The organism is Thalassobacillus devorans MSP14 (assembly GCF_000496835.1).
GTDB lineage: Bacteria > Bacillota > Bacilli > Bacillales > Halobacillaceae > Thalassobacillus > Thalassobacillus devorans_B.
Window position 1 is genome coordinate 90,623 of the sequence record NZ_KI543238.1, and the last position, 14,834, is coordinate 105,456.

Consider the following 14,834-nt stretch of genomic DNA (forward strand, 5'->3'; position numbering starts at 1 on the left):
AAAAATGGGGTTTGAGCAAGAAACACGAAACCAGGTTCAAAAATTTGTAAATGAGACACGTGATCTTTTAATAAATGAGTTTACTCGACAATTGCAGCATAAATATGGATTAGACCCGCTAAATGGAGAAATAAGCGATTTAACCAATCTTACTAGCTTGAATAATAGCGAGTTAGAAACAGCACGATTACTTCGTGAGACGCTAGATCATTATCTGGCTGGAGGTTATCGTAGTTCCAATATCGAAAGGAAAGAGGGTCTTCAGAGAATTGTTCGCGAACAAGCTTTTACTATCTTAAACCGGCTTTGTGCACTAAGAATGGCTGAGGCAAGAGGCTATATAATTGAGTCTATTTCAAAAGGATATAAATCTAAAGGTTTTCAATTATATACTCATATATCTGGTAATTCTCTTGGGGAAACCGGAGATGCTTATCGTAGTTATATTTATAGTGTCTTTGATGAAGTATCATTAAGTCTTCCTGTATTATTCAATAGATTTAGCCTTCAAGGGCGCTTATTTCCACGAGAAACAGTGTTATTAAAGTTATTGGAGTTAATAAATGACCCTCAAATAATACCTCTTTGGAGTGAAGATGAGACTATTGGATGGATATATCAATATTTTAATGAAAAAAGCGAGCGTGAAGCAATGCGAAAAGCAGCTCGCTCACCAAGAAATTCAAGAGAACTGGCCGTTCGAAATCAATTCTTTACTCCGCGATATATAGTAGAGTTCTTGGCAGATAACACCTTAGGTAGAATATGGTATGAAATGACTAAAGGGAACACAGCATTGGTAGATCGTTGTAAATATCTACATCGTTTCCCAAGTGAAGTTTTTTCAAGTAAAGATATAGAAAATGTGAAATATGGAAGCTTTAATTTAGACACATCTATTATTCCACAAAGACAATTAAAAGATCCTCGTGAATTGCGAGTTTTAGACCCTGCTTGCGGTTCAATGCACTTTGGTCTTTATGCGTTTGATTTGTTAGAGCAAATCTATTTAGAAGCTTGGGATTTAGAAGATGAATTAGGAAAGAATTCTTTTATGCGGAGCAAAGATCTACCTCCATTAAGAGACGTATATTCCAATAAAGAGGAGTTTATTATCGATGTCCCACGCTTAATTATTGAATTTAATCTCCATGGTATTGATATTGATTCAAGGGCAGTTCAAATAGCGGGTTTATCCCTTTGGCTGCGATCTCAAAAGTATTGGAATAATAAAGGGATTGAATCTAAAAGGAGACCTAGAATACAAAAATCTAATGTTGTTTGTGCAGAACCGATGCCAGGGGAAAAAGTATTATTACAGGAGTTTGTCTCAAATATAAAACCATTAATCTTGTCTCCATTGCTAGAGAATATTTTCGATAAAATGAAGATAGCCGGTGAAACTGGTCCATTGCTTAAAATAGAAAAGGAGATAGAAAACTCTATAAAAAAGGCTAAGAATGAATTTAAGGAACTAGAAAATCACGGATCCCAAATTAATTTCTTCAATAATGAAAATAACTCCCACAAAACTGAATTAGACTTTACTGATATTAATGATAAAGGTGAGCTTTGGAACAACTTAGAAAATAAAATCATAAAATCATTAAAAGAATATTCCGAGAAATCTGAAGTGGGAGAACTTAATAAAAGACGGTTGTTTACAGAGGATACGGCCAGGGGATTCGCATTTATTGATATCCTTCTAAAAAAATATGATGTGGTGCTAATGAATCCACCATTTGGGGCATCTTCTCAAAATTCTAAGAAGTATATAGAAAAGAATTACCCAAATACTAAGGGAGACTTATTAGCAACTTTTGTCGAACGCGCTCTATCTATGATAAATAGAAGAGGTAAAGTAGGGGTAATATCAAGTAGGACACCCTTTTTCTTAGGTTCTTTTGATTCATTTCGAAATGAAATACTGACAAAAAAAGGACATGTGAACCTTATGGCTGATTTGGGGGAAGGGGTACTTGACGCAACAGTAGAAACTGCAGCTTACATAATGACCTCAGAAAAACCTTACTTTAGTTATTCAACATTTTACCGACTTTTAATTGAAAGAAAAAAAGAGAATGAATTATATAAATTAATTAATAGTCCGTTGAAAGAAGATAATAGGGTTTTCAGAATAAACCCAGCAACCTTTAATCGTTTGTCAGGGTCTCCATTTGCTTATTGGGTTTCTAGTGATTCGATTAAAAAATTAGAAAAATTTCCTGAAATTGAAGGGAACAAAGCATCAGTTTCAGTAGGATTACAAACTGGCCAAGATTTTCGGTTTTTAAGGCTTTTTTGGGAAGTAGATCCTAGTAAATTAACTTTAAGTCCACCTCTTGAAAATAAAAAAGTAAGTTCTAGCCGTGATAGATGTATAAAAGAATTATCAATAGAAAAAAAGTGGGTCCCGTTTTCTAAAACTGAGATAGCTTCTCCATGGTTTTCGCCAATTACTCTAGTTGTGAATTGGGAAGAGAATGGAAAAGAGTTGAAAAACTTTAAGAATGATAAAGGGAAATTGAAATCTCGTCCACAAAATGAATCTCAATATTTTATACCAGGTTTTAGTTATATGTTACGTTCTACTAGATTAGTACCTTATATTGTTCCGGCAGGTGTTATGCCAACTGCTGGAAGGTCGCAAATATTTCCTAGAGAAGGAGAAAAATACTCTGTTCTTGCAATTTGTGCTTCCAATATTGGTAGTGCAGTTGCTAGGTTTAGTGGTGAAATGTTTGCTAGGCCAAAATTTCAAGCAAGTATGGTCCAAAATCTACCAGCAAGTCAACTTCCTTATGAAACCTTAAAATTAGTAAAAGACCATGTTGATAAAGAATTTAATGAGAGGAGAAAGGTATTCCAATATTTTGAACCATATCAAGAGTTTTCTATCCCCCTTTTCTTATTGGAAGAAACAGTTGGGACAGCTTCATGGAATGTTTATACTCTATTTAACGACGATATAGAAAATAGGATAGCCACATCATATGGTTTAGGTAAAGAGGATTTGAGTGAATTAGAGAGAGATATTCATGAAGCTATACAAATTCGCGAGAGTAAAAAAACAGAAGAGGAAAGCAATGACTTAAGCGAGAGCAACGAAAAAGATCAAGAGTTCGAAGTGGGCTTTATAAATCAAACTACCGAAGAAAAAATCATTGGTTTTTTATCATATTGTATCGGTTGTAGTTATGGACGTTGGGACATTAGGATGTCAAGTAATCATGAGTTAATACCTGAACTTCCTGAACCCTTTGATCCTTTACCAGTTTGTGCTCCAGGCATGCTGGTTAATAATGAGGGTTTACCAGCTCAGCATAATAATATTGCAAGTGAAGAATGGTTGGAGGCACGAAAAGATGCTATAACTTTACCAAATCCAACTTCTATAACTAAAGAAACTATACTCGACTCAGATTATCCCATTAATATTGTTTGGGACGGAATATTAGTTGATGACGAAAATCATAAGAACGATATAGTCATAAAGGTCCGCGAATCAATTGAATATATATTTGACAAAGATGGAGAGAAAATAGAGGAATTTATTTGTAAACAGCTTGGAATAAACTCCCTAAGAGAATATTTCTCTAAACCGAGTAAATTCTTTACAAATCACTTAAACCAATATTCGAAAAATAGACGCCAGGCACCAATTTATTGGCCAATTTCTACGGAGTCTGGCTCTTATACATTATGGTTATATTATCCGCGTATGAGTGACCAAACACTGTACTCTTGTGTGTTAGATTATATAGATCCAAAAATAAAAAATTTAGAAGAAGATGTTAAGATACTTCGGAATAAAGAAAAGAGAGATGCAATTGAAGAAAGAGAATTAGAAAAAAAGCAAAAGTTATCGCAAGAGTTATCAGATCTACGGAAAGAGTTACTTCAAATAACTCGTTTTTGGAAACCCAATACTGATGACGGAGTGCTAATAACAGCTGCTCCTCTATGGAAACTTTTTAAAAACTCGGTGTGGAAAAACAAGCTTAAAAAAACATGGGAAGATTTAAGCGAAGGAAAGTACGATTGGTCCAAAACTGCTTACAACATATGGCCAGAGCGTGTGAGAAAGAAGAGTTTAATAGATGAGTCAATTTCTATTTCACATAATTTACATTCTTTAGATTAATTTGGAGAATAACGAATAATAGTTTATTCGTAAATAAGGTGAGGTATAAAATGAGCGGTATAAAATCTTTCATACAAAATAGGTTAAAGGAAAGGTTGGAAGACAGTGGATTGTTAATTGTATATGATCCAGAAGGGCGATATAAAAAAATATGTACTGATTTAGCTAGTGAAGAAGTGCGTGTAATTGATACCACAAATAGTAGTATCCTAAGTAGAGAATATGCTATAAAAACCTTATGCGATTTGGGAGAGGATAAGACAGTAGCTAAGTCAATGTTAGTTTATGTTCCTAAGCCATTACCTTTCACCGATAAAGAAAAGCAAAAAGATCCTTTTTCAATATATATTATCTGTGGCAGAGTATTTCCAGAGGGAGATCTTGATGAATACATGAGCTTGTGTCTATTAGCATATCCTCACCATAACACGGAGATTAGACGTATATTTAAAGATAATATTAATCCTTCGTTTGAATTAATAGATGCAATAGATCAGCATAGGGGTTGGCCAATTCTTGAAACAATTTTTGGAAGTGACAGTCCGAAAGAAATAATTATTAGTTTTTTGTTGCCTACTGAAAGCCAAGCAACAAAATTACAAAAAAGCTCAGTTTGGATAGAAGAAACTAAAGAACTATTTAAGAAGGCGCTCGGATTAAATTTAGTTACTCGTAGTACCTCATGGAGCGTAATAGCTAATGAGTTGTGGAGATTTTTACTTTTTAGCGAACTAGTATTTGATATATCATATAAAGTTCCAGAGTCGCTTAAACGATACCCACATGCTAATAATGAAGCAGAACTAATTATTAAGCAGATATGTGATCGGCTTAGAAATGATCTAAGAACACAGCCTAAATACATTGAAAAGGCTATAGAGGTTGAGAAGGAATTAAATATTCGTGAAACAATTAAAGATGTTGAGTGTTTGGGAATAAATGATACTTTTCCGTTTAAAGAATTTGTATGTTTCAAACAAGCTGTCAAATCACTGAGTGCTGAAAAAACAAATGAAGTAGAAGAAATATTAAGCGATAGAGCAAATTCAATTTGGGTTGGCAATGAAGAGGATGTAATTCAATGGCAAGTGGTAAAGTCTGGTTTGAGATTATTGAAGGCGATTAAAGAGTTTACTCCTGATAAATATGAATATATTCATGATTTAAAAGATATTACTAATTTTTATATGGAAACACTAAATGACTTAGATAGATACCATAGGGAGTTTGAGCAAACTATTGCAGCTAGTATTAAAATAAGTGATGAGGTGCAAGAAGGGGTAGTTGAGAAAATTCGTTCCAAATATAAGAGTCTAGCTAATGATGTAAACAATATATTTCTGCGTTGTGTAGAAAAGGAAGGGTGGCCACCACTGGGGGGGCAATCTAATGACTCTTTATTTAATCGAGTGGTTTCTCCTCGATTAAATGAAAGCGGGCGTAAAGTTGCTTTCTTTTTAATCGATTCATTACGTTATGAACTAGGGGCTGTTTTAGCAAAACAATTAAGCCAAAATGATGAAGTAAATTTAGAAGGTTCATTTGCTCAACTCCCAACTGTCACTCAAGTTGGAATGGCTAGTCTTCTTCCTGGTGCTGATACTAAACTGAAATTAATGAAGAATAAAAATGGAGATATAGAACCTTTTTTTGGTGACCAACCTATAAATAATGTAAAGAAAAGAATGGATATGCTGGCAAAAATGTATGGAGAGCGTTTCAGCGAAATGCAGTTAAGAAATTTTATAAATCTTCAAGCCCCCCTTTCTAAAACTGTTGAGTTATTAGTTATTAGAAGTACAGAGATTGATTCCCAACTTGAAAACGATGCCGAAGGAGCGATAGGGTTACTGAATAATTCTTTGAAACGTATTCAATTAGCAATTTCTAAACTAAAAGGTATGGGATTTGAGGATGTTATAATTGCAACGGACCACGGATTCGTATTGAATTCACCCACAAAATATACAGAGGTATGTGAAAAACCTTTTGGGGAATGGGTTAATTTACACGAGCGCTGTCTAATTGGTAAAGGGTTTGGAGAAGATTCAAACTTAATTCTCCCTGCCGATCGTCTAGGGATAAAAGGAGAATTTTCACAATTTGCTGTCCCAAGAGCACTCGTTGCGTACCGAAAAGGGATGCAATATTTTCATGGAGGCCTCTCTTTACAAGAAGCTATTTTACCTGTTATAACTCTTCGTCTAAAGAATAAAAAACCTTATAATAATTCGGTTGCCATACAATTATCATATAAGAATAAGGAAAAGTATATTAATTCTATGCAACCTATTATTGATTTTTCAATCGATTGTAATGGGCAATGTGAAATTCTTTTGGAAGCGCAAGATTATAAAGGTGAAGTAGTTGGTGAAGTAAGTTTAAACGGTCCGGTAAACCCTGCTACAGGAACTATTACCATAGATAGTTCAGGGTCCTTTAAAATACCTATGAAAATGCAGGAAGACTTTCAAGGGGAATTTACCGTAAAGGCAATGAGCCCTTCCACCCTAGAGGTTTTTAGTTCAGTAAAATTGAAAACTGCTTATTAATTACTTGTTAAATATCATTGCTTAAACTGATTAGAGTATATTCGCCATTAGAGTGACCACGATTGATTACTAAACATATGTAACCATTTTTCTTTCCATTTAGAAGATGTACTAAGGGGCCTGATGTATCAGGCTTCCAGAAAACGTAGCAGGTTTATACAAGAATTTGTAAGTCATTTTTTCTAAACACACATGATAAGGAAAAAGTTTTTATATCTCATTTTGGAATTAAAAAATCAACATTTCTTTAATGGAAGATGACATACTTTTTGGCATACTACTATTCATATGTGAATAAATTTCTTTATATAACCAAATAGACTGAAGCCTTTAAAAGTTACCAAGTTCCAATTATTTAATTCACTATTTTCCAGTATTTATCTGGATGAATTCATGGGCGGCATGATGTAATAACGCCCAAAACCCTGTTGGAAAGGGGTTTATGGCCTAATGTAATACCTGATTGACATACTTTTTGTCATTCAATTTAAAAAAATATATTTTTGCTAGCCTCTCAATGGTTCATAAAACTTTTGAGAGGTTTTTTTCTTTAGTGTAATTTTATGAGCAGAGGTTGATATATCTGTTGCAAATATAAGCATATGCTAATATACTAATTGTGCGAGGTGATGTTTGTGGGAAAAACAGTGATTGAATTAGAAAAAGTAGCCCAGGTTTTAAAGCTGTTAGGCGATAAAACCCGATTAACGATTATGGGCCTAATAAAAGATGGGGAATGTTGTGTGTGTGAATTTGTCGAAGTGCTTCAAATGAGTCAGCCCTCAATCAGTCAGCATTTAAGAAAGCTGCGCGATGCTGGACTTGTAAAAGAGCAACGAAGAGGGCAGTGGATTTTTTACTCTGTGAACACAAACCACCCATCATATCTAATTGTTCAACAAGTATTAGAACAAATACCTGATCAAAAAGAAAAATTACAGGCATTGGAAGAAGCGGGTTTACGTATTCAATGCGATATGTAGGGGGATTGAAGTGGATTTAGCGTTTGTAGCAACTCTGATTTTTGTATTTACACTAGTGTTAGTAATTTGGCAGCCGAAGAACTTGGGAATCGGTTGGTCGGCATGCGGTGGAGCTATCATCGCGTTGATTTTTGGAGTCGTTAATTTTCAAGATGTTGTGGCTGTAACCGAGATAGTGTGGAATGCCACTCTTGCTTTTGTGGCTATTATCATTATTTCACTCATATTAGATGAGATTGGTTTCTTCGAATGGGCTGCATTACATATGGCCCGTGTTGCGAAAGGCGACGGGAAGAAGATGTTTGTTTACGTTATTCTTCTTGGGGCTATTGTAGCTGCGCTTTTCGCAAATGATGGAGCTGCACTCATCCTTACACCAATTGTCCTTGCGATGGTTCGGAATTTAAACTTTAAAGAAGCGATGATCTTGCCATTCATTATGGCGAGTGGCTTTATTGCAGACACGGCATCATTGCCTTTAATTGTTAGTAACCTGGTTAACATTGTTTCGGCTGATTTTTTCGGAATTGGATTTATAGAATATGCTACACGGATGATTGTTCCGAATTTCTTTTCTATAGGGGCGAGCATTCTCGTGCTCTATCTATTCTTTAGAAAGAGCATCCCGGATAATTATGACTTAGGGCAGCTTAAAGAACCCAAACACGCCATTCAGGATCATAAGATGTTTCGTTTGTCCTGGGGCGTACTTGCAGTCTTATTGATAGGATATTTTGCAAGCGAACCTTTAGGGATACCGGTATCAATCATTGCAGGAATTGTTGCGATATTCTTCCTCCTAATGGCTAGAAGAAGTCCTGCGGTAGAAACAGCCACCGTTATTAAAGGTGCACCATGGGCGATTGTATTTTTCTCCATAGGTATGTATGTCGTTGTTTATGGATTACGTAATGTCGGTTTAACAGATGTGCTAGCCAATGTGATTCAATATACGGCAGATCAAGGATTGTTCGTGGCAACGATTTCAATGGGCTTTATTGCAGCTATATTATCCTCGATCATGAATAACATGCCGACAGTGATGATTGATGCGTTAGCGATTGCTGACACAAATACTTCAGGAACGATGAGGGAAGCGTTAATTTATGCAAACGTCATCGGTTCCGACTTAGGACCGAAAATTACACCAATTGGATCCTTGGCAACATTGTTATGGCTTCACGTCCTTTCATTGAAAGGCGTCAAGATCTCATGGGGGTACTACTTTAAAATAGGGGTTATCCTAACGATTCCAACACTGTTTATCACATTAGTCGGTCTCTATGTATGGCTGCTAATTATATAATCATTTTTAACAAAGAGGAGAAATGCATCATGTCTAATAAACCAATTATTTATTTTCTATGTACGGGAAATTCTTGCCGCAGTCAGATGGCTGAAGGTTTCGGGAAAAAATATCTTGGAAATGAGTTTGATGTCCGCTCTGCCGGAATCGAAGCGCACGGCTTAAATCCCAATGCCGTTAAAGCGATGAATGAAGTCGATATTGACATTAGTGACCAAACTTCAGACATCATTGATCCGGATGTTCTTAATAATGCTGCCTATGCCATTACCCTTTGTGGGGATGCCAATGATAAATGTCCAATGACTCCTCCTCATGTGAATCGTTTCCACTGGGGATTTGATGACCCGGCAAAAGCAGAAGGAACAGAAGAAGAAAAATGGGCAGTATTTCAACGTGTTCGCGACCAAATTGGGGAGCGAATCAAGCAATTTGCTGAAGAGCAGAAGTAAGTAACCTCAAATAGCCAAGAATATCGTTTCAATTTCTATATTTATAAGGATTAGGACCAGCAATCCCTTCCCTTTGGGAAATTGGGTGCAGAAGAAGCAGCTAATCCGGTATCGTTCCTGCTTTCTGATGAATCTCAGTTTATTAATGCGCTGTAATTCCGATTGATGGTGGTCAATCCTATAAGTATTAATAGTAGTTTCTTAAAGCAAGGTCGCTGTTTTTGTCATGAACAGTGGCCTTTTTTATGTGTTATAGTCCTACAATCGAAATTTGGTGCCTCTTACACTAGATAAAGCGATAGTGCGGTGGGGTCAGGCGTTGTCAATGTTCACTAAAATTCGTTTTATATAAATTTGAAAGGAAAGGTTGGCAATTGGCAGTGAGTTGTGTAAAATAAAAAACATACATTATGGTTATTATGTTTGTTAATGTTCGTATTTTTCCAGGCGGGAGGAGTAATAACATGAATTTCAGACAAAGTATAAGCGGTTTAATTGGGGTTATGATTTTAGTTTTCTTATTAGCAGGTTGCGGGAGCCAGTCCGATGCTACAGAAGCGGCTGAAAAAGAAGAAAAAGTAGTAGGAATCATAGGTCCGATGGAAGTGGAAATAGACATTCTGCATTCTCATATGGAAGTGGAAGAGACAACTGAAAAAGGGAATTTGACATTTTATGAAGGAAATTTAGAAGGTCAGCCCATTGTGCTTGTAAAATCGGGGATAGGGAAAGTGAATGCAGCTTCTGCAGCTCAAATGCTTATCAGTGATTTTGGAGCGGATGTATTGATCAACTCTGGAGTTGCTGGAGGAATCCATCCTGATCTAGGGCTTGGGGACATTGTTATTTCTACGAAGACCGTCCATCATGACATGGATGAAACCGCTAAAGATTTCAAGCCAGGACAAATTCCATACATGGACACAAGATATTTTGAAGCTGATCAAAAACTGATTCAGCTAGCTAAGAAAGGTACGAAAGGTCTTCCTGATTACGTTGATGTATTTAAGGGACCGATTGCAACAGGAGACCAGTTCATTGCAAGCGAAGAAAAAGCGAACTGGATATATGAAACTTTTGATGCGTATGTAGTTGAAATGGAAGGAGCGGCAGTTGGACAAGTCGCCTATTTAAATAAAATACCATACGTAGTCATTCGTTCAGCATCCGATGACGCAGGGGAAGAAGCAGCTGGAATTCAGGAAAACTTTGTAGAGGAAGCAGCGAAGAACTCCAGTCATGTAATTGAAGAAATGTTAAAACGCATGTAGGTGTAGAAAAGCATTCCCTGATGACTGGGAGTGAATATATCACCCACTGTTCTTAGAAGGTGGCGAGCGATTGCTCGTCATCTTTTTTAGTTTCTTTTATAAAAACAAGAGGAATGAAGAAAATCTCTCAGGTTATCCTTAATCGACTACCACACAAAAAGAAAAAGAGGCATACATAAAAGGCTGTTGTCACATGGTGCGTTTTAATTGATTGTATTTTCTAAATTATTTTAATTTTTTGCTTTTTGTTGCGTATAGAGAAATTTCAATCTTATATTATCTATTCCATGCCAATATAATAGGTTTATTGATAGGAAGGATTCAAGGATTCCCGAAATGTCATTTTTCTCGGGCTTCTTGCACATCCTCTGATAGATTATTACTTATTTGGAATTATTGGAAAGGAGATTATATGGAGGAGAATCGTTTTCCGACAAATTTAAAAGAGTTACCTCAGAATTTGAATATTAATGCTATTAGTGCGGGATTGGTCGCAGCCATTTTTGGATGTACTGGCCCTGCATTGATTATCATCGGAGCGGCAACAAATGGTGGGTTGACATATACACAAGCGATCAGCTGGATTTTTGCGGTTTATTTTTTTAGTGGATTACTCGGCATATTTATCGCATTGAAGTATCGCCAACCGATTTCCGTAGCCCATACAATTGCTGGAGCTGTACTAATGGCAGGATCCTTAAACCACTTTTCTATCCATGAAGCTGTTGGGGCATATATCATTGCAAATATTCTTGTTATCATCCTTGGCTCTACCGGATTGATCGAAAAAGTCTTGAAATGGATCCCTCTTCCGATTGTTATGGGGATGATTGTTGGTGTCATGATCCAATTTGCGATAGACATGATTACATCGATTACCCTGGCACCGATACTCGCAGGCTCAGCGATTCTCGCGTTTTTGCTCTCAACACGATATATTAGAAAGGTTCCACCTGTGTTGTCTGCGTTAATAGTCTCGGTAGTTGTGGCGACCTTTACAAAGGCATTTGAATTTCCAGCTGCTCAGAATATGTTTGTTTTTCCAGAACTCGTGATGCCCGCATTTAGTTGGAATGCGATTGTGTCGATTAGTATCCCGCTCACACTCTTGATTATTTGTGCGGAAAATGCTCAAGCGACAGGGATACTAATGGCTCAAGGGTACAAACCGCCCACGACGGGCATGGCGGTATATGGATCATCGGTCGGATTATTCGCTTCACTGTTGGGGGGACATGCAATCAGCATAGCCGGACCAATGACGGCCATTTGTTCAGCAGATGATGTTGGAAAAAAAGATAGCCGCTATGCAGCCTCGGTTATAAACGGTGTGTTCTTTGCAGGCTTTGGCCTATTTGCAGCGTTTGTTGTTCCATTTGTCACTGCCATGCCGAGTGTCATCGTTACGGTCATTGCCGGCCTGGCCATGTTAAGAGTTCTCATCAACTCACTGAAAACAGCGTTCTCCGATAACCAGTTTCAAATGGGTGCCTTCTTTGCATTAATCATCGGAATGTCAGGAGTCAACTTCTTCAATATCGGTGCACCATTATGGGCAATTCTTGGAAGTCTGCTTGTCTCCTTACTCGTAGAAAAAAATCACTTTGCATTTAACATAAAGAAAGAGATCGGAGTGAGCAAAGATAAAATAGAAACAAGTGCTTAATCATACACGCCAAAACCAGGTTTAAATCTAGTGCCTGACCCACAGCGCGGTAACTCTTTAGTCAGGCAACATGCAGTAATAATCAAATTCCCGAAATGGGCACTAAAAGTACGGCAAATAAAAGTTATCATAACGCTAATGGTATTTTCTCATGTATAGTTAAAGTATACTGCAGGAAGAATGAACGCAGCCGATACATAACCAAGGGGGAAATAGATTGCGAAGGATAATCTTATCGACCGAAAGCGGTGCCGACTTACCGGGTGATTTAGTTGAAAAGTACGAGGTTCAAGTAGTTCCCATGCACATTATTATGGATGGAAAGGATTATTTGGACGGTTCTTTGCCGGTCCAGGACATTTATGACTATTACAGACGTACGAAGAAAATACCCTCTACTACCGCCACCAATGCTCATGAGTATCAAGAATTTTTTGCAACTATAAGAGAGAATTTCCCAGATTGCATCATTATCCATATTGGTTATACATCAAAAGCGTCTTCTTCTTTTCAAAATGCTGTCATTGCTGCGGAAGATTTTGAAGACATTTTTCTCATTGATGCTCTGAACGTTACTGGAGGGTTAGCTGCGATTGTATTGTATGCCGCTAAGTTATTAGCAAAAGAACCTGGCATTGAACCGGAACACTTGGTTGAAAGAATAAAGGCAATCGTTCCTAAATCAAGGCTGGCTTTCATCCCGGGTAACCTGGAGTTTCTTAAAGCGGGAGGACGGGTAAGTAATACGGCTTCTCTAATAGGGGCTCTGTTGAAAATAAAGCCATGTATAGAGTTGAAGGATGGGAAGCTTATGTCTACAAAAAAATACCGGGGGAAAATGAATAGAGCTACTGAAAAACTCTTGAGTGAATACTTAAATGAATATAACATAGATCGACAGCAGCTTTATTTTATCTACTCAATCGGACTTGATGAAAGGATCAGGCAGCGGATGGAGGAGGTTGCCAATGAAAACGGATTCCAAAATATAAGATGGATCCAAGCTGGAGGTATGATTTCTACTCATTCTGGAGCCGGGGGCTTTGGGGTAGCAGGCCTAGAGCAATAGTACTGGCTAAACTAGGAGTGAGTAGAGTGAGAGGATCTGTCCTACAACCTAATAACACTACTATGTAAAAAGCCAGCTACCAAACTAAAGAGACTATTTCCTTTTTTTAGGGAGTAGTCTCTTTTTAATAGATATCCTGCATTTTCACTGTTTAAAGGGTAAAAATTACAAGCGTCATATAGTAAGCATGATAAGTGTGTCTTTAAGGTAATAACGTGTTGGGGGTTGCCTTAAATTTACTTCCCTGCCAATAAAAAAAGAGAGAAAAGCATCATTGGCTTTTCTCTCCTGAAAAAGACTACTACGAAATAGAAAAACTTTTTTCTTCCTTTACTCCACCATATTCCTCTTTAAACTCATCAAGCAGAGCACGTACTTCATCGGTGGATTTTGTATCCATCAGCTGATTCCTTAACTCACTTGCTCCCCGGAATCCGCGGACATATATCTTGAAAAAGCGAAGGAGCGGTTTGAAGAGTCGCGGCTCGAGTTCTTCAGAATATTTGTCATGAAGGTCGAGCTGCAGGCGAAGTAGGTCGAGAAGTTCTTCGCTTGTGTGCTCTTTTTTCTCTTTTTCAAAAGCGAACGGATTATGGAAGACCCCGCGGCCGATCATTACGCCATCCACGCCGTATTTTTCCACTAATTCCAGTCCTTTCTGGCGGTCAGGAATATCCCCGTTAATCGTCAGAAGCGTATCAGGGGCCACTTCATCCCGGAGTTTCTTAATCTCGGGGATCAGCTCCCAGTGCGCCGGAACTTTACTCATTTCTTTTTTCGTACGAAGGTGAATGGATAGATTGACGATATCCTGTTCCAGCAGGTGCTTCAGCCAGTCATGCCATTCTTCCACTTCCGTATAACCGAGACGGGTTTTCACGCTGACGGGCAGTCCTCCCGCTTTGGCGGCCTGGATGAGTTCCGCTGCGACATCTGGACGACGAATCAGTCCGCAGCCTTTCCCTTTCGTTGCGACATTAGGCGCTGGGCAGCCCATGTTGATATCGACGCCTCGATATCCCATCTCTGCCATGCCGATACTCATTTGACGGAAATACTCCGGCTTATCTCCCCAGATGTGGGCGACGATCGGCTGCTCATCTTCCGTGAATGTGAGACGTCCTCTCAGGCTATCTTTTCCTTTCGGATGGCAATAGCTCTCCGTATTCGTAAACTCTGTAAAAAACACATCAGGTCTTGCTGCCTCACTCACGACATGACGAAACACGACATCCGTCACTGCTTCCATTGGTGCCAGAACAAAAAACGGTCGCGGCAACTCATGCCAAAAGTTATCTTTCATAATATATCTGAACCTTTCCTTAAGGAACGCGGTCGTTCCAAAATTTAAAAGTAAACTATTTCTGACTTCTTATCTATATCCACTTAGG

At 37.8% G+C, this 14,834-nt stretch carries 9 protein-coding genes; 8 read left to right on the top strand and 1 reads right to left on the bottom strand.

What is annotated here, in order from left to right:
- Positions 1 to 4 precede the first annotated feature (4 nt).
- From pglX to P855_RS0116680, 8 genes are all read left to right on the top strand, one after another.
- The gene (gene pglX, locus P855_RS22150; RefSeq protein WP_028784628.1) at positions 5 to 4,144 is read left to right on the top strand and encodes a BREX-1 system adenine-specific DNA-methyltransferase PglX; all 4,140 of its coding nucleotides are present in this window, start codon (positions 5 to 7) and stop codon (positions 4,142 to 4,144) included.
- 50 nt (positions 4,145 to 4,194) lie between these two features.
- Positions 4,195 to 6,696 (top strand): PglZ domain-containing protein, encoded by a 2,502-nt coding sequence (locus P855_RS0116650; protein WP_028784629.1) that lies wholly within the window; start codon positions 4,195 to 4,197, stop codon positions 6,694 to 6,696.
- A gap of 629 nt (positions 6,697 to 7,325) precedes the next feature.
- Positions 7,326 to 7,679: an ArsR/SmtB family transcription factor gene (locus P855_RS0116655; RefSeq protein ID WP_419177284.1), complete on the top strand. Its 354-nt coding sequence runs from the start codon at positions 7,326 to 7,328 to the stop codon at positions 7,677 to 7,679.
- Positions 7,680 to 7,689: 10 nt separating this feature from the next.
- Positions 7,690 to 8,985 carry an arsenic transporter gene (locus tag P855_RS0116660; protein ID WP_028784631.1) on the top strand — a complete coding sequence of 432 codons (1,296 nt, stop codon included), beginning with the start codon at positions 7,690 to 7,692 and terminating at the stop codon, positions 8,983 to 8,985.
- 29 nt (positions 8,986 to 9,014) lie between these two features.
- Entirely contained in the window at positions 9,015 to 9,437 is a 423-nt protein-coding gene (gene arsC / locus P855_RS0116665) for an arsenate reductase (thioredoxin) (RefSeq protein WP_028784632.1), read from the top strand.
- Positions 9,438 to 9,901: 464 nt separating this feature from the next.
- Positions 9,902 to 10,708: a 5'-methylthioadenosine/adenosylhomocysteine nucleosidase gene (locus P855_RS0116670; RefSeq protein WP_028784633.1), complete on the top strand. Its 807-nt coding sequence runs from the start codon at positions 9,902 to 9,904 to the stop codon at positions 10,706 to 10,708.
- Between the two features lie 412 nt (positions 10,709 to 11,120).
- Positions 11,121 to 12,374 carry a benzoate/H(+) symporter BenE family transporter gene (locus P855_RS0116675; protein WP_028784634.1) on the top strand — a complete coding sequence of 418 codons (1,254 nt, stop codon included), beginning with the start codon at positions 11,121 to 11,123 and terminating at the stop codon, positions 12,372 to 12,374.
- 217 nt (positions 12,375 to 12,591) lie between these two features.
- Positions 12,592 to 13,443, top strand: a complete 852-nt coding sequence (locus tag P855_RS0116680; RefSeq protein WP_028784635.1) for a DegV family protein — start codon at positions 12,592 to 12,594, stop codon at positions 13,441 to 13,443.
- A 301-nt stretch (positions 13,444 to 13,744) separates the two neighbouring features.
- Here P855_RS0116680 and P855_RS0116685 read toward each other — a convergent pair whose 3' ends face one another.
- On the bottom strand, positions 13,745 to 14,746 hold the full coding sequence (locus P855_RS0116685; protein ID WP_028784636.1) for a tRNA dihydrouridine synthase: 1,002 nt from the start codon (positions 14,744 to 14,746) through the stop codon (positions 13,745 to 13,747).
- Between the last annotated feature and the right edge of the window lie 88 nt (positions 14,747 to 14,834).